The organism is Streptomyces sp. NBC_01775 (assembly GCF_035917675.1).
Lineage (GTDB): Bacteria > Actinomycetota > Actinomycetes > Streptomycetales > Streptomycetaceae > Streptomyces.
This window is the reverse complement of record NZ_CP109104.1, coordinates 7,320,009-7,340,815: the sequence shown is the minus strand read 5'-3', so window position 1 is coordinate 7,340,815 and position 20,807 is coordinate 7,320,009. Positions and strand designations below refer to the sequence as shown.

Here is a 20,807-nt window from a genome sequence, read left to right as displayed (position 1 = left end):
CTGACGGGGTCACCGCGTGGCTGGGAATACTCCCCTCCGTTGAAAGAAAGAGTAAAGCAATCCCATATAAAGGCAAAGTGAGCGTCCAGGACGTGGACCGACGGCCCGAGCGGCCCCGGGGAACAAGACGTTCGGGCGGAACTCAGCCCCCGTAGGACTGGCGCGCGGCCACGATCCGGCGCAGCACCAGCGGCAGCACCTGGCTGCCGCTGGGCGCCAGCGGCGGCTCGTACGTCCACGCGTGCCCGACCCAGGGGTCGGCCAGGTGGTCGTCGGGCACCGGCGTCAGCCGCATCAGGGAGCGCCACAGGGGGTCGAGCACGGGCCCGTACCCGCGGGCCTCGTCGCGGTCCGCGACCATCATCAGACCCACCCCGACCGAGGGGCCCTCGTCCGCCAAGTAACGGAGCTGGGTGACGGCGCGGTCGTCGAAGCCGTGCGGGAAGTCGTGGACGATCAGCAGCTGGTCGCCGATGTCGAGGTCGTCGGGCAGGGCGTCGGTGGCGCCGCTGCGCACAGCCATCTGCACCAGGTCCACGCGCTGGGTCAGCCGCTCCAGCACGGCGGAGACACCCGCCGCTCCCACGGCGGGAGGCTCGTGCAGCGCACCGGATTCCACCAGCGGGGCGAGCGCACCGGATGCCGAGCCCGCCGGGTCGATGACGTGCACCGAGAACTCGCCCGCCGGATGAACGGCGATAAGGCGGGCCGCCAGCGCCGTCGCCGTCTGCGCCGCGAGCTGCCGCACCTCGTCGCCATGGGCGAGGCCCTCGCTGCCGGAGGAGCGTCCGCTGTCGATCCACAGGCCACGGTCCAGCGGGAGCCGCAACAGCATGGGGATGCGCAGCCCCGAGCCCTCCGGAAGGCTGAGGTCGCCCACACGCAGGGCCATCGGGCGCTCGGTGGGCGGCTGGTACGCCTGCCAGACGGGGTTGTCCCAGCGGGCCAGCGCGGGCGGGAGCGCGGGCTCGACCACCTGCGATTCGGCCACCAGCTGGTCGATGTCCCGGTCGAGCACAGTCTGTGCCTGCGCGACAAGGCTGCTGTGCTTGGCCCTGGCCTCGCTGCGGGCCGCGTCGGCCACGGGGCCGACGCGGGTGCGCGGGTCGTCCAGCACCTTCTCCAGCTCGCGCTCCATCCGGGAGTCGGCGAAGTCGACGGCGGAGCGGTAGGCCGCGACGGTGCGGGCGAGGTCCTCGAACATGCCCCACACCTGGTTGTAGAGCCGCTCCTCCATCGACCAGCCGGGCGCGTCCCCGGCGACGGGCTGCCCCTCGGCGCCGTCCGGCTGGGGCTGGGGCTGGGGCTTCGGGGTGGCGGCGCGGCGCGGGTGCTGGTAGTTGACCGGGCCGCCGGCCGGGGCCGGGGTCTGGTTGCCGGCGGCCGGGCTCGGGGTAGCGGCCGGACCCGGAGGGCCGGCGGCCGTGCCGCCGACGGGGGCCGTGCCCGCGCCCGCCGCACCCGCCGCGCTCGTCGCACCGGCCGTGCTCACGCCGGTGGCCGTGCCGGCCTCCTGCTGCTGTGCGGAGCCTTCCGGACGGCGTGTGGGCCGTCCGGGCGGGGGCGCTATCGAGCGGGCCATTCCGGCGGCCACAGCCTCGTTGATCTCGTCGGCGAGCTGCCGCGCCTCGGGCAGGCCCTGGTCGCCGAGCATCGCGGCGAGCCCCTCGGCGTACCCCTGGCCGACGGCGCGCACCTTCCACGCGTCCTGCTTGCGGTACAGCTCCAGCGTGACGACGGCGGACTCGGCGCTCAGCCCTTCGACGGTGTAGCTGGCGATCTCCTCACCGTCCAGGCCGGTGACGGCGACGAAGGGCGTGGCCAGCCCCGCGAAGCTGGTGGGCCCGCCGACTCCGGCGGGCAGGGCCAGCAGGACGTTGACCCGGTGCGCGTCCTCGGGCAGCGCCGCCAGGTCGACGGCGAGGCGGTGCACTGCGGCGGCCTGGCGGGAGACCTCAAGCCCGGGCAGCTGCGGCTCGGCCGGGTGTGCGAACCATCCGGTGTCACGCATCCGTCCCTGCTCGTCGTTGAGCGTCGCCCCGGCGATGACCGGGGTGCCCGCCGACACCCGGATCTCCACCCGGGTCACGGGCAGCAGGTGGTTTTGCCCCCTGACCAGCTCGGCCGTCATTCTCGCGCCCCCCATGTCGCACTGCCTCTGTGGACCGGCAGGTCGGTCCCTGCCGGTCGCGGCCCGCGCGGTCCGTACGGCCGGGCCGGTCACTCACCTCACCTCGGGGCCCGCGCGGCCCCGTCCCACAGCCTCAGAGCTTCGGCAGGATCACCGGGATCAGGTCCTGGAAGGTGCGGCCGTTGGCGGCGTCGCCGATGGCTGTCATCTGCCAGCCGCTGCCCTGGCGGTGCACCTTGGCCATGATCTGCGCCGTGTAGTCGCCGCCGCCGGTGAGGGTGTAGCGGGCGATCTCCTGACCGTTGGTCTCATCCACGATGCGGCAGAAGGCGTTCTCGACCTCGGCGAAGGTCTGCCCGGTGAAGGAGTTGACCGTGAAGACGATCTGGTCGATGTGGACGGGGACGCGCTGGAGGTCGACCATGATCGCCTCGTCGTCGCCGCCCTGGCCCGCGCCGCCCACCAGGTTGTCGCCGGTGTGCTTGACGGAGCCGTCGTCGCTGACCAGGTGACGGAAGAAGACGACGTCGACCGGCTGCTTGTCGGCGAAGAGCACCGCCGAGGCGTCGAGGTCGATCTCCTTGGTGCGCTTCCCGAAGAGCCCCCGGCGCGGTGCGGCCTGCCAGCCGAGCCCCATCCGTACGGCGGTCAGGGTGCCTCCGTCACTCTTCTGGAGGCTGATCGCCTGGCCCTTGGACAAGTTGACCGACACGTGCGTCCCCTCTCGACAGCGTGACCGCCACGGACCGGCGGCCACCACGCGCAGAACCCTACGCAAGACGGGTGACGGCCAGGTCGGGCGGCGACTTCTTTGTGTCGTTCTTGCAACACTCCGCAGGTCTGGCGGCCCCTCGCCTGCCAGTGCGCTACTTCAGCCCCGCCTCCTTCATCTGGCGCAGCTCCTTCTTCAACTCGCCCACCTCGTCACGCAGTCGGGCGGCGACCTCGAACTGTAGCTCCGCCGCCGCGGCGCGCATACGTTCGGTCAGCTCCTCGATGGTCTCGGCGAGGTCGGCGGCGGGCCGGTCGGTCAGCTCGCCGGCCTTGGCCTTGCCCTTGGCCGGGGTGGGGGCCTTGCCCTTGGCCGCCTTGCCGCCCTTGCCCGTCTCGTCCCGCTGGCGGTAGCCCGTATCCAGCAGCGCCTCGGTGTCGATCTCCTCGCGGACGATGTCCGCGACGATGTCGCCGATCTTCTTGCGCAGCGGCTCGGGATCGATGCCGTGCTCTTCGTTGTAGGCGGTCTGCTTCTCGCGGCGGCGGTTGGTCTCCTCGATGGCCCGCTCCATACCCGGGGTGATCTTGTCCGCGTACATGTGCACCTGGCCGGAGACGTTGCGAGCCGCGCGGCCGATCGTCTGGATCAGGGAGGTGCCCGAGCGCAGGAAGCCCTCCTTGTCCGCGTCGAGGATCGCCACCAGGGAGACCTCGGGCAGGTCGAGGCCCTCACGCAGGAGGTTGATGCCCACCAGGACGTCGTACTCCCCGGAGCGCAGCTCGCGCAGCAGCTCGATACGTCGCAGGGTGTCCACGTCGCTGTGCAGATAGCGGACCTGAATGCCCAGCTCGACGAAATAGTCGGTCAGATCCTCGGCCATCTTCTTGGTCAGCGTGGTGACCAGCACCCGTTCGTTGCGCTCCTCGCGGGCGCGGATCTCGTGCACCAGGTCGTCGATCTGACCGTCGGTCGGCTTGACGACGACCTCCGGGTCGATGAGCCCGGTGGGGCGGATGACCTGCTCGACAAAGCCGTCGGAGCGGGCCAACTCGTAGGGGCCCGGGGTCGCGGACAGATACACCGTCTGCTCGATGCGCTCCAGGAACTCCTCCCACTTCAGCGGGCGGTTGTCCATCGCCGAGGGCAGCCGGAAGCCGTGGTCGATCAGGGTGCGCTTACGCGCCGCGTCGCCCTCGTACATCGCGCCGATCTGCGGGACCGTCTGGTGGGACTCGTCGATGACCAGCAGGAAGTCGTCCGGGAAGTAGTCCAGCAGGGTGTGGGGCGCTGTGCCGGGGTCGCGGCCGTCGATGTGCCGCGAGTAGTTCTCGATGCCCGAGCAGGTGCCGATCTGGCGCATCATCTCGATGTCGTAGGTCGTGCGCATGCGCAGCCGCTGGGCCTCCAGGAGCTTGCCCTGCTTCTCCATCGAGGTGAGCGTCTCGGTCAGCTCGGCCTCGATGGCGTTGATCGCGCGCTCCATGCGCTCAGGACCGGCCACGTAGTGCGAGGCCGGGAAGACGTACAGCTCCTGGTCGTCGGAGATCACCTCGCCGGTGAGGGGGTGGAGCGTGGAGAGGGCCTCGATCTCGTCACCGAACATCTCGATGCGGACGGCCAGCTCCTCGTAGACCGGGAAGATCTCGATGGTGTCGCCCCGGACGCGGAAGGTGCCCCTCGTGAAGGACACGTCGTTGCGTGTGTACTGGATGTCGACGAAACGGCGCAGCAGCTGGTCCCTGTCGAACTCCTCGCCGACCTTGAGCGGCACCATCCGGTCGACGTATTCCTGCGGGGTGCCCAGGCCGTAGATGCAGGAGACGGAGGCGACCACCACCACGTCACGCCGCGTGAGCAGGGAATTGGTGGCGCTGTGGCGGAGGCGCTCCACCTCCTCGTTGATCGAGGAGTCCTTCTCGATGTAGGTGTCCGTCTGGGGGACGTACGCCTCTGGCTGGTAGTAGTCGTAATAGGAGACGAAATACTCCACCGCGTTGTTCGGCAGCAGCTCGCGGAATTCGTTGGCCAGCTGGGCGGCGAGCGTCTTGTTGGGTGCCATCACCAGGGTCGGACGCTGGAGCTTCTCGATCATCCATGCGGTCGTCGCCGACTTGCCCGTACCGGTTGCGCCGAGCAGTACGACGTCCTTCTCCCCGCCCGTGACGCGCTGGGCGAGCTCGGCGATGGCGGTCGGCTGGTCGCCGCTTGGCTGATAGGGGCTGACGACCTCGAAAGGCGCCACCTTGCGTTCGATCTCGGTGTTGGGCCGCATGCAAACCACCGTACGACTCACCACTGACAATGGGCGTCCACGCCCAAACAATCCCCGGGTGGCAGATAACCGCCATTTTGTCCTGCCGCAGGTCAGCGGCTCGGACGTTCCGCGTTCAGCTCCGCGCCACTTTGCCCCCGCTTGTTTGTATTGCGCATCGGGAACTGTCATCGCAGTCCGTGCACAGACAGAAGCGAGGAGTCCCGCATGTCGATACGCCCACTGACTGCGACCGCCACCACTGCCGGTGCGCTGCTGGGTATGAGCGCGCTCTTCCTCACCGTCACCCCGACCGCCACGGCGGCCGAAAACACCGCGGCACCGACGAGATCCGGCCAGGCGCCGGGGGCGGCGGCCGGCACAGCCCAGCGCGACCCCCTCCCGGTGGCGCACCGGGGAGCGTCCGCCTACGCGCCGGAGAACACGCTCGCCGCCGTCGACAAGGCCCGCCAGCTCGGCATCGAGTGGGTCGAGAACGATGTGCAGCGCACCAAGGACGGCGAGCTGGTCGTCATACACGACACGACGCTCTCCCGTACGACGGACGTCGAACAGCGCTTCCCCGACCGCGCCCCCTGGAACGTCTCCGACTTCACGGCCAAGGAGATCAAGTCGCTGGACGCCGGGAGCTGGTTCAGCAAGGAATTCGAGGGCGAGAAGATCCCCACCCTGGACGAGTACCTCGCGCGGGTCACCAAGAACGGCCAGGAGCTGCTCCTGGAGCTGAAAGCACCCGAGCTCTACCCGGGCATCGAGCGCCAGACGCTCGGCGAGCTGCGGCAGAAGGGCTGGCTCAACCGGCACCACACCAAGAACAAGCTGATAATCCAGAGCTTCAACGCCGACGCCGTCGCGGCGGTCCACCAGGACAAGCCCGAGGTCAAGACGGGCTTCCTGGGCACGCCGAAGGTGAGCGAGCTGGAGTCCTACGCGAAGTTCGCGGACCAGATAAACCCGACCCACACCGACGTCAGCAAGGAGTACGTGGACGCCGTCCACGACGTCAAGGGCCCCCACCACCGCCGGCTGGAGGTGTTCACCTGGACGGTGAACGACGCGGAGACCGCGAAGAAGGTCGCCGGGGCGGGTGTGGACGGCATCATCTCCAACAAGCCGGACGTGGTCCGGGACGCGGCGAAGGACTCCGCGGCCCCGGCGAACTGAGCCCCGACGAGCCGAGCCGGCGCTGTCAGTGGCCCGCTCTAGTCTGCGGGTATGACTGACGCGCCGGTGGAGCCGGTGAACGAGACGCCCGGTGCGGTGTCCTGCGCCTGGACGGTGCGGGACACCCCCATCGGCCCGCTGCTGCTGGCGGCCACCGGAGAGGGTCTGGTCAACGTCGTCTTCCATGCGCGGGGACACGTTCTCGACCAGGCCCTCGCGCGGCTCTCGGGCCGCTTCGAAGACACCTCACCCCTCGACGGGGCGGCACCCGCCGAGGCCCCGCCCTCGTCGCCCGCCGCGCACCTGGACAGCGTGGGAAGAGAGCTGACCGGCTACTTCGACGGGGCGGCCGTCCCCTTCACGGTCCCGCTGGACTGGTCGCTGACCGGCGGGTTCCACGAGCGGGTGCTGCGCGAGCTGGCCGAATCGGTGCCGTACGGCACGACCGTCGGATATCAGGATCTCGCCGTCCGGGTCGGGGAGCCCGGCGCGGCCCGCGCGGTGGGCGTCGCCATGGGGGCCAACCCGCTGCCGGTCGTCGTCCCCTGCCACCGCGTCCTGGAGAGCTCAGGCGGCATAGGCGGCTTCGGGGGCGGTCTGGAGACCAAGCGCACGCTGCTGACGCTGGAGGGGGTGCTGCCGGAGCCGCTCTTCTGAGGCGCGGGCGCCTGGCTTCATGGCGCGTCAAACCCATGGTGGGACAGGCCCGCTCCTGCCACACTGCGCGACGTGACCGACATCAGTGACTCAGCCGACGCACCTGACACACCCGGCGGCGACCCTGGGGACATACCCGAGGGCGGCATGGCCGGGCCCCTTCCCGACGGCATATCCGACCCCCTCCCCGCCGGAGGTCTGGCGGCGGTGCGACGCCGGGTCCAGAGCACGCTCGTGGTCAGCCAGATCCTCGGGGGCCTCGGGGTCGCCACAGCCGTCGCGCTGGCCCCGATGCTGGCCGAGGACATCGGCGGGTCCGAGGCGGTCGCGGGCCTCGCCTCCACGGCCTCGGTGATCGGGACAGCGCTGCTCTCGTTGCCCTTCGCCGCGCTCATGGCCAGGCACGGCCGACGGATGGGCCTGACCACGGCGTACGCGGTGGCCGCCCTGGGCGGGCTCGTCGTCGTGGCAGCCGCGACGGCGGGGAGCTTCCCGCTGCTGCTGGTGGGGATGGCGGCGTTCGGCGCGGGAAACTCCGCGAACCTCCAGGCGCGGTTCGCCGCCGCCGACCTGGCAGAGCCCGCTCACCGCGCGCGAGCGATCTCGACGGTCGTGTGGGCGACCACCATCGGCGCCGTGCTGGGGCCGAACATCGCGGCTCCCGCCGGGAAGTCCGTCGCCTGGCTGGGGGTGCCCGAAGCTGCGGGTCCCTTCCTGTGGGGCACGGGCGTCTTCCTGGTGGCGGGGCTGCTGATGCACATGATGCTGCGGCCCGACCCACTGCTGACGGCGCGCGCCCTGGCCCGTGCGGGCGGCACCGAGGAGGGCTCTGGAGGCGAGCGGTCGCTGCGCGCGGGGCTGGCCGCGGTCACCGCCTCCCCCTCCGCGCGCGTGGCGCTGACCGCCATCGCCGGTACGCACACCGTCATGGTGTCGGTGATGGTGATGACGCCTGTCGACCTGGGCGGGCACGGCGCCGGAGTGGAGCTGATCGGGCTGGTGATCAGCGGGCACATCATGGGCATGTACGCGTTCTCACCGCTCATGGGGACTCTCGCGGACCGCGTCGGACGGCTCAGCGTGATTCTGGCGGGCGTGGCACTGCTGGCCTGTGCGACGGCGCTGGCGGGCACGGCGAACGGCCATCACGCGCAGTCCGCCGCGGGGCTGTTCCTGCTCGGCCTCGGCTGGTCGGCCGGGCTGGTGGCGGGATCGGCGCTGCTCACCGACTCGGTGCCACAGCCCGCACGCGCCGCCGTACAGGGCCTCTCGGACCTGATCATGAACTCCGCCGCGGGGATCGGCGGGGCCCTCTCCGGGCTGGTCGTCGCCCAGGCCGGCTACGGCTGGCTGAACGTCCTGGCCGCGGCGACGCTGGTGCCGGTGGCCGCGCTGACGCTGCTGTCCGTGGTGCGGCGACGGAAGTGACGGGTGGCGCGGCCGGGGGCACCCACCACCTCCCGCTCTCCCCGCCTCCCGCGTACCCCGTTCCCCACCTCACTCGGGTCCGCCGCCCGCCTTCCTCGGTTCCTCGTTCCGTCGGCTCCGTCGGCTCCGTCGGCTCCTCGGCTCCGTCGGTCCTTCAGCAAGGGTGCAGTTCGAAGGCGACCGCCCGGCGGCCTCCGTAGCTCTGGCCGTACATGTCCAGCGCGCGGTTCACGATCGAGCGTGCGTAGGTCTCCGGGTCCTCGTCGGTGAGCGCGGTGATGTAGGCGTGGTGCTCCAGCAGCGAGGCGAGGCCCTTGCGTGCCGCCTCCTCGCCGACCTCCACGGCGTGGGTCACGGCGGGCGAGGCGGCCACGGCCACCCACCGGACGCCGCCCCACGGCTGGACGCCGTCCTTCTTCAGCTGTTCGGTGAAGATCCAGCGGTTGCCCGCGTCCCCGACGGCATCCAGTACGGAGCGGCCCAGCGCACGGTGGTCGGGGGTGTTCCAGGGGCTGCCGGGGGCGCCGCCCCAGGTGTCGCGGTGGTTCACCGTGATGACCAGTTCGGGCCGGGCGGCGCGGATGACGGACGCGATGTCCGAACGCAGCGCGGGGCCCTCTTGCAGGACCCCGTCGCGGTGGTCCAGGAACCGCACGTCGGTGACGCCGACGGCGGCGGCGCTCGCGCGCTGCTCGTCCTCGCGCACCCGTGCGGCCTCGGCGGGATCCATGCTGTCGATGCCCGCTTCTCCCCTGGTCGCGAGGAGATAGCTGATCTGTTTGCCGCGCGCTGTCCACTCCGCGATGCCGGCGGCCACGCCGTACTCCAGGTCGTCGGGGTGGGCCACGACCGCCAGAGCCCGGGTCCAGCCCTCGGGCATCGCCGCGAGCTGGGGGCTCGTACGCGCTCCCGCTCCCGCGTCCGGGCCGGGCGCGGCCCCTTCGCCGGGGGCGCCTCCTTCGCCGGGCGCAGCCGCGTCGTCCGCTGTTGCAGCCATCGGTCTCACCCCTCGTAGCGGCGCGCTGAACACGCCGGTCGGCGGCTGTACGGGCCCGTACCCGTACGGGTCTGTGCGGTCTCAACGACGCCGGGAGAACGCGGTGTTCCCACTGGTGTTCACGCGCGGTGATCCTTCAGCGTTCGAACGGCGTCCACTCCAGCTTCTCACCGGAGCCCTCCCCCGGCCTGCTGCCCCAGCCACGCTTGCCGTCGCGCTGCACCATCGGGTCAAGGCTCACGAAAAGGCCGACGAACAGCAGCAACAGGACGGGACCGATGAGGATCGGCATCACGGTGGCGATGGCGGAGGTGCCGTCCACGGCGGCGTCGGTGTCGTGGGAGTGGACGGAGACCGCGCGCATCGCGGTGAAGTGCATGCCGCAGACGGCCACCCCCATGATCATCGCGGCGCCCAGGGCCGCGCCGAGGACCTTCACGGACGTGGCGAACCACAAGGCTGCCGTCGCGGCGACCACGGCGATCGCGATGGAGAGCAGGACGGTCGGCAGGTCGTAGACGAGGCTGCCTGGCATGCGCATGCTCGCCATCCCGAGGTAGTGCATGGCGGCGACGCCCAGTCCGGTGATGACGCCGCCGCCGAGCAGGGCCGGCACTGTGCGTCCCCGGTGTCCGACGAGGAAGACCCCGGCCCCGACGACGGCCACCGCGACGGCCAGACTCGCGTAGGTGGTGAGGAGGTCGTACTGGATCTCGACTCCGCGTGCGGTGAAGCCCATCATCGCGATGAAGTGCATGGTGAAGATGCCGGTGCCGATCGCGAGCGAGCCCAGCAGCAGCCACCCGGCGCGCTCGGAGCCGGTCGGGGCCCCGCCGCGCAGGCCCAGCGCGCGCACCGTGCATCTGAGTCCCAGCGCACTGCCCAGACACGCCATCCCGTAGGCCAGAACGGGTGTCACCAGTCCGTAGGAAAAACTGTCGACCGGCACACCGGCTGCGCTCTGCATGATCTGTCCCCCTGAGCGGCCCCCGCGTGCGGCGAAGGGGCCTGTTTTTCGGTCCCTGTATGAGCGGAGTGACCGGCGGGCCGCGAACCTGAAGTCCGTCACTCCGCGCACACACATGAATGCCGTCCGATCCTATGGACCGGGTGCTCAGGGGAAGAGGTCTCGCACCAAGCTCAGTACCGGGTACGCCTTTTGACGGAACCTCGCGTCAACACGATGACGGAGCCGGTCAACACCCGGGGATCCGGCGGGTGTCAGCGCCAGCCGTACACCTGCTGGAGACGGTGCACGACGGCCTGGAAGCGGGCGCGGTCCAGGGCGCATGCCTCGCGGCGCATGCCGCCGGGTCGCAGGCGCAGCACCCGGTCGATCCCGACCCAGGAGTCCCGGCCCTCGCGGTCCCACGGACCCGAGCCGAGCGGCAGCCACTCCTGGTCGCCGTGGTGTTCACGGGAGGTGAGTTGTACGGCGAGGACGACCCCTTGCCGGCTCCCGCCCCCGCGCTCCGGCTGCTCCCCGCCGCCCTCGCGCGCGACGATCAGGACCGGCCTGTCCTTGCCCCTGCCGTCGCCCTCCTCGTAGGGCACCCACGTCCATACGATCTCGCCGGGATCCGGGTCGCCGTCCGGGTCGGGCGCGTATGCCGTCCGTACGGGGCCAACAGAGCGGGGGTCGACCTCGACGGTCGCGCTGGGGCCGTACCGCCCGGGAAAACCCTCTTCATCCGGAGCACCGCCGAATCCCGCGGCATCCTGTCCTTCGTCGCGCACATGACTCATGGGCTCAAGTTATCGTCCGCCTTCCGCTCCTCGAATTCCCCTTGAACCGGGCGCCTGGGGGAAGGGAAGGAGTCGACTGCCGCGACGAGCCGGAAGGCGGGGCACCCTCATGCCTCACGACGCCACTTCCCACGGCGGACCGCGCGCCCGCGCACGCGCCGGTTCCCGCGCCCGCCAGGGGCTCTCCTCTCCGGAGCGGCTGCGGCACACGCTGCTGCACCCGGCGCGCCTGGCCCCCTACGCACGGCGGATGATGCGGGACTGGTGGCTGCGGCGCGGCGCGCACGGCGACCACATCACCTTCTACCGGGGTGTGATGCGCTCGGACGTGGCCCGGAATCCGAACGCGGCCGTGGGCACCCCCACCCAGGAACGCTGGGAGGCAGTGGGCGAGTTGCAGTTCAGCTACCTGCGGTCGCACGGACTTCAGCCCTCGCACCGGCTGCTGGAGATCGGATGCGGGAATCTGCGCGCCGGATGGCGGTTCATCGACTACCTCGCGCCGGGGCACTACTACGGCCTCGACATCTCACCCGACATCCTGTTCGCGGCCCAGCGGGTGCTGGCCTCGCGCGGACTCCAGGGGAAGCTGCCGCACCTGACGCTCGTGGACGACATGCGTCTGGCACACCTCCCGGAGGGGCACTTCGACATGGCGCACGCGCACAGCGTCTTCTCGCACTCCCCACCGCAGGTGATCGAGGAGTGCCTCAGCCACATCCCCCGCGTCCTGAAGCCGGGCGGATTCTTCGACTTCACGTACAACAGGACGGACGGCGAGGAACACCACGTCCTGCACGAGGACTTCTACTACCGGCCCGCCACGCTCATCGCGCTCGCCGAGTCCCAGGGGCTGCTGGCCGCGACGATGGACGACTGGGACGAACTGCCGCACCGGCAGTCGAAGATCCGCGCCACGCTGCCCCGCGCCTACGTCCGCGACGGGGAGTGAGCCGGCGGCGCCGGCGGCTGTTCCGCCAGCCGGCGGCGGACGCTCTCCGCGCGCGGGCCGCCGACGGTCTCGTGGATCTCCAGAGCCCGCAGCAGCCGCTCGCGCGCCTCCTGGGCGCGCCCCGCGCGCTGGTCGAGCCCGGCCCAGTCCTCAAGCGCCCGCGCCTCATAGTGGGCCGCCTGGTTTTCACGCAGCATCCGGACAGCGTTCTCGTACGCCTCCTGAGCGGCGTCCTGCTCGCCCTGCGCGTCGTACACCCGTCCCAGCGCCGCGAGGGCACGGCCCGCCGTTCGGTCGTCCTCCAACTCGCGCAAGCGCTGGTGGGCGTCCTCCAGCAGGGTCCGGGCCTGGCCGAGTTCACCGGCCACACTCAGCGCCTGGCCGAGGTAGTAGTCGACGACGGCGGTGGCCCTGTCCTGGCCGGCCTGCTCGTTGAGCGCGAGGGCACGCTCGTAGGCGGCTATGGCGCGACGGGGTTCGCGGGCCAGCCAGTAGTGGCCGTCGGCGACGTGCACACCGGCGCGCAGCTGCCGGTCGTCCGCCAGGCCGGCGAGCGCGAGCGCGCTGTCCAGCTCGGCGCGCGCCCGTCCCTCTTCCCCCGCGTCCAGCAAGGGACGCGAGAGCAGGGCCCGGAGCCGGGCCTCGGCCTCCGGCTCCCCCTCGGTGACGGCTGCCTCGATGCCCAGGTCGCAGCAGACCCGCCAGTCGTCCACATGACGGTGGTGCAGGTAGAGCGCGGTGAGGGATTCGGCAAGCTGCCACACCTGCCGGGCCATGCCGCCGTGTTCGGCGGCGGCGCGCAGTACGGCGAGCGCGTCCCGGCGCTCGGCGGCCAGCCAGGCGAGTGCGGCGCGCCGCCGGGCGGCGCGGTCCCTGCCGGGCGCGTCGAACGGGTCGAAGGCGCCGGGGCGGTGGGCCGCTTCGCCGCCGACCCGCAGCCGGGCCGCACCCAGCACGGCCAGGTCCGCGAAGGCGGCACCGGTGACGTAGTAGTCGACGCAGCGCTCCAGCACCGCCTCGCGCTCCTGCTCGCTCTCCTCGTGCAGAGCGCACTCGCGGGCGTGCGGGCGCGCTGCCTCGGGAAGGCGGTAGCGGCCGGCCTCCTCGTCCCACTCCAGGAGTGCGGCGTCCTCCAACGTGTCGAGGAGGTCCTCGGTGGTCTCGGGCGCGGCTCCCGCCACGCAGACGGCGATCCCGATGTCGAGGCTGGGCCCGGGGAACAGCCCGAGCAGCCGGTAGAGCCTGGCCTGCTCAGCGGTGAGGCCCGAATACGCGACGGACAGAGCTGCGGTCACGGTGCGTTCCCCTTGCATCGACGCGGCGGGAGCGCGCGGGCGGCCCTGCCCCGGCCCCGGATCGCCACCCGCCGTGGGTGGATGCCCACCGTACGACGGGGCCGGGGGGCAACGGCGCTACTTACGCGCTTGTGCTCTGGGGCCGTCGTCCTGCGCGTTCCCCCGGTGGTGCCCTACGCGTACGGGTCGCCGCTTACGCGTACGGGTTGCCGCCCTGCTGCTGGCCCGGGTTGCCGTAGTAAGGGCCAGGCTGGTCCTGCGGGGCCTGGGGAGCCTGCGGGGCCCGGGGGTCGTTGTAGTACGGGCCGGGCTGCTGGGGTTGTTGCGGCTGCTGGGGCTGCTGGTAGCCGGGGTGGCCCTGCGGCTGCTGCTGCGGCTGGTAGCCGGGCTGCGGCTGCTGATAGCCCGGCTGTGCCTGCGGCTGCTGGGGTGCCTGCGGCTGCTGGTGGGGCTGCTGCGGGGCGTAGGGCTGCTGCTGCGGCTGAGGCGCGTAGCCCTGCTGGGGCTGCGGGGCGTAACCCTGCTGGGGCGGGGGCGCGTAACCCTGCGGGCCCTGCGGACCCGGGGTGCCACCGACGACGGCGAGCAGTTCCTCCAGCTCGTTGCGCCACATGCGGTGGACGTTGACGCGGACGGGCTTGGCCGAGTCCGGCAGGGTCATGTGGAAGAAGCTCCACAAGGGGTTGAGCTGAATCTCGCCGAAGAGCGGGCGCGCCTGGTCGCGGGGGATCGCGTGCACGATTTCCTTCGGCTTCTGCGAAAACCTGGCCATACGGTGCAAAAGCAGGGCCTGATCTGTGATCGTGATGAAGTAGTACTTGATCAGAAACTGTCCGACCAGGCCCAGAAATCCGACACTGAGCCACGGATTGGGACCCGCGACGGTCATTACGGAGACCAACGGGCGGTCGCCCGGAGCCTGTTGAGCGATGGCCTCGGCCACCTGTTTCTTCATCGTCGCCTTACGAAAGGCCATCGGGCCACTCCTCGCTCCGTACGCTCTGCGCGTCCTCGGTGTCGTCTGCGCGCTGCCCAGCCCGATGGCTGTCCCAGCGTCCGGCGCAGCGTACTCGGCGAAGGTGACACGAGAGCGTCGGGGGCCGCCAGCCGGGGCCGGGCGTGGGCCGAGTCACAGTCAGGGACAAGATCAGGAACCTAACTTGTCAATGAGCGGTCACGGGCGGTCAAAGGACACCCGACCCCGGGGTGGAGCCAGGCCGCGAGACGAACAGCCGCTCTGCCGCGCGCGTAAGTCGCTCTCCTGCGCGTGCGAAGTGCACGTCCTCCGTAAATCGCTCGGAAGCAGCGCAGTTTTCAGCCATGGACGTCCACAACAATGGCTATTTCAAAGAGTGTTGGGCGCGCGTTCAAAGAGTGTTGGGCGCGCGCCGAAAAATTCAGCAAGATCCTTGTCCAACGGTCTCCGGTTCTCCGGCGGAGACCGGAGAGAAGAGCTGAGCGGACGAACCGATCAAAAGGGGAGTACCGATAGGCAGAATATGGCTGGTGACAGGCGCGGGCAGCGGCTTCGGGAGGGCGATCACGCGAGCCGCCGTGGTCGCCGGCGACACCGTCGTCGCGACAGCACGCCGCACCACGGCGCTGGACGGCCTCGTCGCCGCCCACCCCGGCCAGGTCGACGCCGTCCGGCTCGACGTGACCGACACCGAAGGCATCGAGGCGACGGTCTCCGACGTGGTCGCCCGGCACGGCCGGATCGACATCCTGGTCAACAACGCGGGGCGCGCTCACGTCGGAGCCGTCGAGGAGACCACAGACGCCGAGCTGCGTGCCCTGTTCGACGTGCACGTCTTCGACCCCGCCGCGCTCAGCCGCACCGTACTGCCGCACATGCGCGCCCGGCGCTCCGGCGCGATAGTGCAGCTCAGCAGCATGGGCGCTCAGATGTCCTTCCCCGGCCTCGGGGCGTACAGCGCGAGAAGTTCGCGCTGGAGGGGATGTCCGAGGCGCTGGTGGACTCACGCCCTACGGGATCAAGTGCTGGTGGTGGAGCCCGGTACGTTCAGGACCGGACTCTTCCGCGCCAGAAGCACGAGCGAGGAGACCGGCCCCTACGCGGAGACCGTCGGACCGACCCGGCGCATGACCGAGTCGAACGACGGCACGGCGCCCGGCGATCCGGACAAGGCCGCCGCCGCGATCCTCACCGCGCTGAACGCCGAACACACCCCGCTCCGGCTTCCGCTCGGGGGGAGACGCCGTCAACGCCATCCTCAGCCATGCGGACAGCGTGCGCGAGGAGATCGGCGCCTGGGAGAAGGTCGCACGGGCCACCGATCTCGACACGTGAGCGCCCGGCGCTCGGCGCGCTCCATACGGCGGACGGCGGACGGGGACGGCGGGCTTAGGCTACCCCTCCCCAAGCGCCGCCGACATGGCGGTCAACGGATCGGCGGCGGACGGGCCTTCGGGCCACCACTCACCGTCCTCGCTGTCCGCGCGGTAGGGGTACCAGCGGCCGTCCGGACCATAGCGGAGCTGAAGGAGGCGGGTGGTGTGGGTGAGGTGGTTACGGCGGATGGACACGGATATCCCGGCGGCGGCCAGGATGCTGCGGGCCCGGTCGAAGTCACCGGCGGGCGGATCCCAGTCCTCCTCCAGCACGGTGAGCCCCGCCGCCTCGCCCTGCCGCCACGCCGCCGCGGCCCGCGCCAGCTCCGGCGCGGTGCACCCCGCCGTGCGGGCGAGGCCGGCGAATAGGGGGGAGAGGGTGCGGCGGCCGGTCAGCCGGGGGTGAGTGGCCGCGAGCCGGATGATGTCGTGCTCCATCGACAGTTCGGTCAGCGGGTCCGCGCTTGGGGCAGTGGGTGCGGTGCGTGCGGGGGGTGCGGGGGGTGCGGGGGGTGCGGTGCGTGCGGTGAGTGCCCGGTGCGCGCGGGTTGCCGCGTCCATCGCCAGGAACGCGAGGCCGTCCGGGCTGGGCCCGCCCGGAACGTCGGGGAACGGGCCGGGTTCCCCGGGCCCCTCCAGCGCGGGCAGCGGCTCGGGCAACGGGGGCCGTACGGAGGCGGCAAGCGCCTCCGTGGCCGGCACGAAGCCCCCACCGGACCGCAGGACGGGAGCCGGAGAGGCCTCGCCTCCCTCCCCCTGACCCGGCTCCCCGGCCCCGGACCCGGGGCCGCTCTCCTCCGCGTCCCGCGAACGCGCACCTCGCCCGTCCTCACGTGCCGCACCGGTGCCTGGCCCCGCCGCACCCGTGCCCACCGCGCCCGAACGCGCGCTCGCACCCCCCGCACCAACACCCGCGCCCCCACCACGCGCACGCCTCGCAGCCATCCGCGCCACCTGCGCAGCGGCAGCCCCGGCATCCGTCACACCAGAACGCGACCCCGCCACACCACCGCCCTCGTCCTTGCCGACCGCCCGCGCACGCGCTCCCGCCTGACTCGCGCTCGCTCCCGACGCGCCTCCATCTGTTTCCGCGTTCCCGGTACGCGCGCGCCTCGCAGCCGCCCGCGCCGCCTCCTTGCCCGTGCCGGCCGTACCGGCGCTCGGGTCCGAATCCGCCTCGCCACTGCGTGCGGAAGCTTCCGCCCCGGCACACGTGTCCCCCGCCTCTTCGCGCCCCGCACCGGCAGGTGACTCCGCCACACCGGCGTCCCCGCCCGTGCCCGGCGTCCCGGCCCGCGCGCCTCGCACACCCCCCGAACCCCGCGGGCCCTCCGCGCTCGTGCGCGTCGCACGCGGGTTTCGTGAGCTCCACGGGCTCCGCAAGCTCCGTGGGTCCGCCTCGCCGTGGGCCTGCCCGTGGCGGCGCGCGCGGCGGTGCAGGCGGGTCTGGACGTCGGGCTTCGGCATTCCCCGGGCCAGCAGGAGGGTGAAGGGGTCGGCGTCCAACTGGGCCGCCACCTCGTAGCAGAGGGCCGCTACGTGTTTGCAGGGGCGGCCTCTGTCGGGGCAGGTGCAGGTGGGGAGCAGGTCGCCGGGGCCGGGGAGGAGGCGGGCGCCGGCGGCTTCGGCCTGGGTTGCCACCTCGTGGGGGACCTCACCGTCCAACAGCGCGGCCACCCACGCCGGCTGCTCCGCCGCCGTGTCCAGGAAGGTGTCCCACTGCGCCGGCGTCAGCACGGGCAGCCGCAGCTCGGCGCGGTACGGGCGGGGCCGGCTGCCGTACACGTACGCGGTGATCCGTCCGCGCTCCACGCGCACTCCGGCCACTCCTCCGTCGCGCGCGTAGGCGCGCCCCCGCTCCAGGCGTGCCGTATCCAGCGCGGTCTCCTCCAGCGCGCGCACCCACGCCTCGCCCCACCGCCCGAGCGGGGACTCCGGGCCGCTCACGGCTCTCTCCGCAGCGAGACGAGGTCGGCGAGCTGCGCGTCCGACAGCTCTGTCAGCGCGGCCTCGCCGCCGCTGAGCACCGCGTCGGCCAACTGCCGTTTGGAATGGAGGAGTTGCGCGATGCGGTCCTCCACGGTGCCCTCCGTGAGGAGTCTGTGCACCTGTACGGGCTGGGTCTGGCCGATGCGGTAGGCGCGGTCGGTGGCCTGCTCCTCGACCGCAGGGTTCCACCAGCGGTCGTAGTGGATCACGTGACCGGCCCGGGTCAGGTTCAGGCCCGTGCCCGCCGCCTTGAGGGACAGCAGGAAGACGGGGATCTCGCCCGACTGGAAGCGGTCCACCATCTCCTCGCGCTGTGCCACGGGCGTGCCGCCGTGCAGGAGCTGGGTCGTCGTGCCGCGCTCGCCCAGATGCGCGGCGAGGAGGCGGGCCATCTCCACGTACTGCGTGAAGACCAGCACCGAGCTGTCCTCGGCGAGGATCGTCTCCAGCAGTTCGTCGAGGAGTTCGAGCTTGCCGGAGCGGCCGGGGTGCGCGGTCGCGACCTCGCGCGCACGGCCTCCGGCGGCCTCGCGCAGATACTGCGCCGGATGGTTGCAGATCTGTTTGAGCGCCGTCAGCAGCTTCATCACCAGGCCGCGCCGCGCGATGCCTTCGGCCGCCTCGATCTCCGCGAGCGTCTCGCGCACCACCGCCTCGTAGAGCGACGCCTGCTCGCGGCTGAGCGCGACCGGATGGTCGGTCTCGGTCTTGGGCGGCAGCTCGGGGACGATGCCGGGGTCGGACTTCTTACGGCGCAGCAGGAACGGGCTGACGAGGCGCGCGAGCCGCCGCGTCGCCTCCGGATCCTCACCGCCCTCGACAGCGCGCGCGTGCCGGGCACGGAACGTCTTGAGCGGGCCGAGCAGCCCCGGCGTCGTCCAGTCCAGCAGTGCCCACAGCTCGGAGAGGTTGTTCTCGACGGGGGTGCCGGTCAGGGCGACGCGGGCGGCGGACGGGAGGGTGCGCAGGGCACGGGCCGTGGCGGAGCGCGCGTTCTTGACGTGCTGGGCTTCGTCGGCGACGGCCAGGCCCCAGCGGCGCCCGGCCAGTTCGGCGGCGCTGGTGCGCATCGTCGCGTAGGTCGTGAGGACGAATCCGCCGTCCGTGCCCTCGTCCGCCTCCTCGGCCCCGGCGTCTCTCCCGCCCTCGGCGTCTCTCCCGCCCCCGGCGTGCTCTTCCTCGCGCCGGGGCAGCCCCTCCAGGCTGCGGCCGGGCCCGTGGTATCGGCGTACGGGGACGCCGGGTGCGAAACGGGTGATCTCCCGCTGCCAGTTGCCCAGCAGGGAGGCCGGGCATACGACCAGCGTCGGCGCCGTCTCGCCCCGTTCGGCGCGCCGCAGGTGGAGCGCGATGAGGGTGACGGTCTTGCCCAGGCCCATGTCGTCCGCCAGGCAGCCGCCGAGTCCGAGCGAGGTCATCAGGTCGAGCCAGGCGAGCCCCTGATGTTGGTAGCCGCGCAGCGTCGCACGGAGTGCCTCGGGAGGCAGCTCCGCCTCCCCGTCGTTCTCCCCGCCGTGCTTCATCCGGTCGGTGAGACGGTCCCGGAGCGCGGCCAGCGCTCCCGTCGGCACGGCCGCCACCCGCTCGCCGTCCACCTCCGCCTCGCCCGACAGCGCGGCGGCGAGCGCGGCTCCGGGCTGGAGCAGGCCGAGGTGCCGTTTACGCGCCTTGCGCACCAGCTCCGGGTCGACCAGCACCCATTGGTCGCGCAGCCGCACCAGCGGGCGGTGCGCCTCGGCCAGCTCGTCCATCTCGCCCTCGGTGAGCGGGTCTCCTTCGAGGGCGAGCTGCCAGCGGAATTCAAGGAGGTGCTCCTCCTTGAAGAAGCCGAAGCCGTCGGCGGCCGAGCCGGGCGCCTGCCGCCGTGGCCCGACGACGGCGGTCGCGCCGAGCTCGCGCGCGAGGGTGCGCGGCCAGTGCACGGCGACGTCCGCCGCCGCCAGCTCGCGCGCGGTGCGGCCCAGCAGGTCGTTCAGCTCTTCCTCGGAGAGCGGGAGGACATCGGGTACCGGCCGCTCCAGCAGGCGCCCCAGCGGCGGCCAGACGCGGGCCGCGCGGCGGATGGCCAACAGGGTGTCCGCCCGGGCGCGCGGGCCGAGATGTCCGGCCTCGCCCCGCCACAACTCGCCGACGTCCGCGACGAGCGTGGCGTCCTCGACGCTGTGCGCCTGGACGAGCGCGGCGGCACGCGGCGGCGGCCCCGAACCGCTGCCCGGGCCCTCCGGCCCGCTGCCGGCGCCCGCCTCCCGTTCCTCGTCCGTGCCGGTGTCGAACAGCCCGCGCGGCGACAGGTCCAGCCGCAGGGAGATCCGGATGCCCGCGTCGTTCCCCGCCGCGACCTCGGCCTCCCACTCGCGCACCCGCGGATACCGCTCCGAGAGCCGCTGCGGCTCCCGCGCGGCGAACGCGGATCCCGCGACGGAGGGCCCGGCGGGCGTACGGGGCAGCGTGTCGGCGACGGCGTCCAGGAACGCGCGTACGAGCCCCTCGGCCTCCGGCACCCGAGGCCCGGCCTCATCGAGCGCCCCGGCCCCGCCCGCCGTCGCACTCGAGGTCGCACCACCACCCGATGTCGCACCCCCGCCCTCGGAAGGCAGCGGCGCCGGCACCGCGTGGCCCTCCCCGGGCATCGCGGCGGCGATCGCTCTCAGGTGCGCGGCATCCGTCTCGTCAAGAGGCCCCGCCCGCCACACATCCGTGTCTCCCTCGCCCACCGAGGGCACCAGCCGCCCTTGCGCGACCAGGCGAAGGCCGTGCAGGGCGGCGGCGCCCCAGCAGGCGGCGGACGGGTGGGCCCCCGGGGCGGTGCGCGCCCGCATCAGCAGGGGCAGCGCCTCCCGCACCGTCAGCATCCGGGCGGGCACCTCCCGCTGTCGTACGCCGCGCCCCTGCGGCCGTACAACGGTCAGTTCGCCCAGCTCCCCCGGCTCCCCCTCCTGAGACACCTCGGCCCCGTCCGCGCTCCAGAACGCCAGCCGCCCTTCCCGGGGCACCTCCCCGGGAAGGAACACCACGGCGCACCGCAGGAGATCCGCACCGCTCCCCTGCCCCATACGCGCCACCACTCCCTGTTCACCACCGGCCACCCAGGCCGCCTCGCGGATCATCC

At 72.2% G+C, this 20,807-nt stretch carries 14 protein-coding genes and 1 pseudogene; 5 read left to right on the top strand and 10 right to left on the bottom strand.

Going from position 1 to position 20,807, the window contains the following annotated elements:
• Positions 1-142 precede the first annotated feature (142 nt).
• From OHB04_RS32600 to uvrB, 3 genes are all read right to left on the bottom strand, one after another.
• The gene (locus OHB04_RS32600; RefSeq protein WP_326693024.1) at positions 143-2,131 is read right to left on the bottom strand and encodes a TerD family protein; all 1,989 of its coding nucleotides are present in this window, start codon (positions 2,129-2,131) and stop codon (positions 143-145) included.
• A gap of 133 nt (positions 2,132-2,264) precedes the next feature.
• On the bottom strand, positions 2,265-2,843 hold the full coding sequence (locus tag OHB04_RS32595; protein ID WP_326691228.1) for a TerD family protein: 579 nt from the start codon (positions 2,841-2,843) through the stop codon (positions 2,265-2,267).
• A gap of 154 nt (positions 2,844-2,997) precedes the next feature.
• Positions 2,998-5,118 (bottom strand): excinuclease ABC subunit UvrB, encoded by a 2,121-nt coding sequence (uvrB, locus tag OHB04_RS32590; RefSeq protein WP_326691227.1) that lies wholly within the window; start codon positions 5,116-5,118, stop codon positions 2,998-3,000.
• 207 nt (positions 5,119-5,325) lie between these two features.
• Here uvrB and OHB04_RS32585 point away from each other — a divergent pair, with 207 nt between their 5' ends.
• The 3 genes from OHB04_RS32585 to OHB04_RS32575 all read left to right on the top strand — a co-directional run bounded on the left by OHB04_RS32585 (position 5,326) and on the right by OHB04_RS32575 (position 8,367).
• Positions 5,326-6,282 (top strand): glycerophosphodiester phosphodiesterase, encoded by a 957-nt coding sequence (locus OHB04_RS32585; RefSeq protein ID WP_326808866.1) that lies wholly within the window; start codon positions 5,326-5,328, stop codon positions 6,280-6,282.
• A gap of 51 nt (positions 6,283-6,333) precedes the next feature.
• Complete coding sequence (locus OHB04_RS32580) at positions 6,334-6,939, top strand: methylated-DNA--[protein]-cysteine S-methyltransferase (protein ID WP_326808865.1); 606 nt, start codon at positions 6,334-6,336, stop codon at positions 6,937-6,939.
• Between the two features lie 147 nt (positions 6,940-7,086).
• On the top strand, positions 7,087-8,367 hold the full coding sequence (locus OHB04_RS32575; RefSeq protein WP_326809564.1) for an MFS transporter: 1,281 nt from the start codon (positions 7,087-7,089) through the stop codon (positions 8,365-8,367).
• Positions 8,368-8,521: 154 nt separating this feature from the next.
• Here OHB04_RS32575 and OHB04_RS32570 read toward each other — a convergent pair whose 3' ends face one another.
• From OHB04_RS32570 to OHB04_RS32560, 3 genes are all read right to left on the bottom strand, one after another.
• On the bottom strand, positions 8,522-9,247 hold the full coding sequence (locus OHB04_RS32570; RefSeq protein WP_326693022.1) for a PIG-L deacetylase family protein: 726 nt from the start codon (positions 9,245-9,247) through the stop codon (positions 8,522-8,524).
• Between the two features lie 253 nt (positions 9,248-9,500).
• Positions 9,501-10,331, bottom strand: a complete 831-nt coding sequence (locus OHB04_RS32565; RefSeq protein WP_326691224.1) for an MHYT domain-containing protein — start codon at positions 10,329-10,331, stop codon at positions 9,501-9,503.
• A 254-nt stretch (positions 10,332-10,585) separates the two neighbouring features.
• Positions 10,586-11,110, bottom strand: coding sequence for a type II toxin-antitoxin system PemK/MazF family toxin (locus OHB04_RS32560; protein ID WP_326691223.1), 525 nt, complete (start codon positions 11,108-11,110; stop codon positions 10,586-10,588).
• 109 nt (positions 11,111-11,219) lie between these two features.
• Here OHB04_RS32560 and OHB04_RS32555 point away from each other — a divergent pair, with 109 nt between their 5' ends.
• On the top strand, positions 11,220-12,062 hold the full coding sequence (locus tag OHB04_RS32555) for a class I SAM-dependent methyltransferase (protein WP_326691222.1): 843 nt from the start codon (positions 11,220-11,222) through the stop codon (positions 12,060-12,062).
• On the opposite strand, the gene OHB04_RS32550 is transcribed toward OHB04_RS32555, so the two are convergent.
• Positions 12,041-13,357 (bottom strand): tetratricopeptide repeat protein, encoded by a 1,317-nt coding sequence (locus OHB04_RS32550; RefSeq protein WP_326808864.1) that lies wholly within the window; start codon positions 13,355-13,357, stop codon positions 12,041-12,043. The two genes, OHB04_RS32555 and OHB04_RS32550, sit on opposite strands and share 22 nt — an antisense overlap.
• Positions 13,358-13,550: 193 nt before the next feature.
• Positions 13,551-14,333 carry a hypothetical protein gene (locus OHB04_RS32545; RefSeq protein ID WP_326808863.1) on the bottom strand — a complete coding sequence of 261 codons (783 nt, stop codon included), beginning with the start codon at positions 14,331-14,333 and terminating at the stop codon, positions 13,551-13,553.
• Between the two features lie 530 nt (positions 14,334-14,863).
• On the opposite strand from OHB04_RS32545, the pseudogene OHB04_RS32540 reads away from it, so the two are divergent.
• Positions 14,864-15,415, top strand: a pseudogene (locus tag OHB04_RS32540) (SDR family NAD(P)-dependent oxidoreductase); the annotation flags it as partial.
• 312 nt (positions 15,416-15,727) lie between these two features.
• On the opposite strand, the gene OHB04_RS32535 reads toward OHB04_RS32540, so the two are convergent.
• Entirely contained in the window at positions 15,728-17,656 is a 1,929-nt protein-coding gene (locus tag OHB04_RS32535) for an SWIM zinc finger family protein (protein ID WP_326808862.1), read from the bottom strand.
• Complete coding sequence (locus OHB04_RS32530; protein WP_326808861.1) at positions 17,653-20,751, bottom strand: DEAD/DEAH box helicase; 3,099 nt, start codon at positions 20,749-20,751, stop codon at positions 17,653-17,655. Before OHB04_RS32530 ends, OHB04_RS32535 begins: the two co-directional genes overlap by 4 nt.
• Positions 20,752-20,807: the final 56 nt, after the last annotated feature.

What these genes read in the sequence shown, in the direction of transcription:
- OHB04_RS32600 (WP_326693024.1), bottom strand. Translation starts at nt 2,131, where the DNA reads ATGACGGCCGAGCTGGTCAGGGGGCAAAACCACCTGCTGCCCGTGACC.
- uvrB (WP_326691227.1), bottom strand. Translation starts at nt 5,118, where the DNA reads ATGCGGCCCAACACCGAGATCGAACGCAAGGTGGCGCCTTTCGAGGTC.
- OHB04_RS32585 (WP_326808866.1), top strand. Translation starts at nt 5,326, where the DNA reads ATGTCGATACGCCCACTGACTGCGACCGCCACCACTGCCGGTGCGCTG.
- OHB04_RS32580 (WP_326808865.1), top strand. Translation starts at nt 6,334, where the DNA reads ATGACTGACGCGCCGGTGGAGCCGGTGAACGAGACGCCCGGTGCGGTG.
- OHB04_RS32575 (WP_326809564.1), top strand. Translation starts at nt 7,087, where the DNA reads ATGGCCGGGCCCCTTCCCGACGGCATATCCGACCCCCTCCCCGCCGGA.
- OHB04_RS32570 (WP_326693022.1), bottom strand. Translation starts at nt 9,247, where the DNA reads ATGCCCGAGGGCTGGACCCGGGCTCTGGCGGTCGTGGCCCACCCCGAC.
- OHB04_RS32565 (WP_326691224.1), bottom strand. Translation starts at nt 10,331, where the DNA reads ATGCAGAGCGCAGCCGGTGTGCCGGTCGACAGTTTTTCCTACGGACTG.
- OHB04_RS32560 (WP_326691223.1), bottom strand. Translation starts at nt 11,110, where the DNA reads ATGAGTCATGTGCGCGACGAAGGACAGGATGCCGCGGGATTCGGCGGT.
- OHB04_RS32555 (WP_326691222.1), top strand. Translation starts at nt 11,220, where the DNA reads ATGCCTCACGACGCCACTTCCCACGGCGGACCGCGCGCCCGCGCACGC.
- OHB04_RS32545 (WP_326808863.1), bottom strand. Translation starts at nt 14,333, where the DNA reads ATGGCCTTTCGTAAGGCGACGATGAAGAAACAGGTGGCCGAGGCCATC.
- OHB04_RS32530 (WP_326808861.1), bottom strand. Translation starts at nt 20,751, where the DNA reads ATGGGGCAGGGGAGCGGTGCGGATCTCCTGCGGTGCGCCGTGGTGTTC.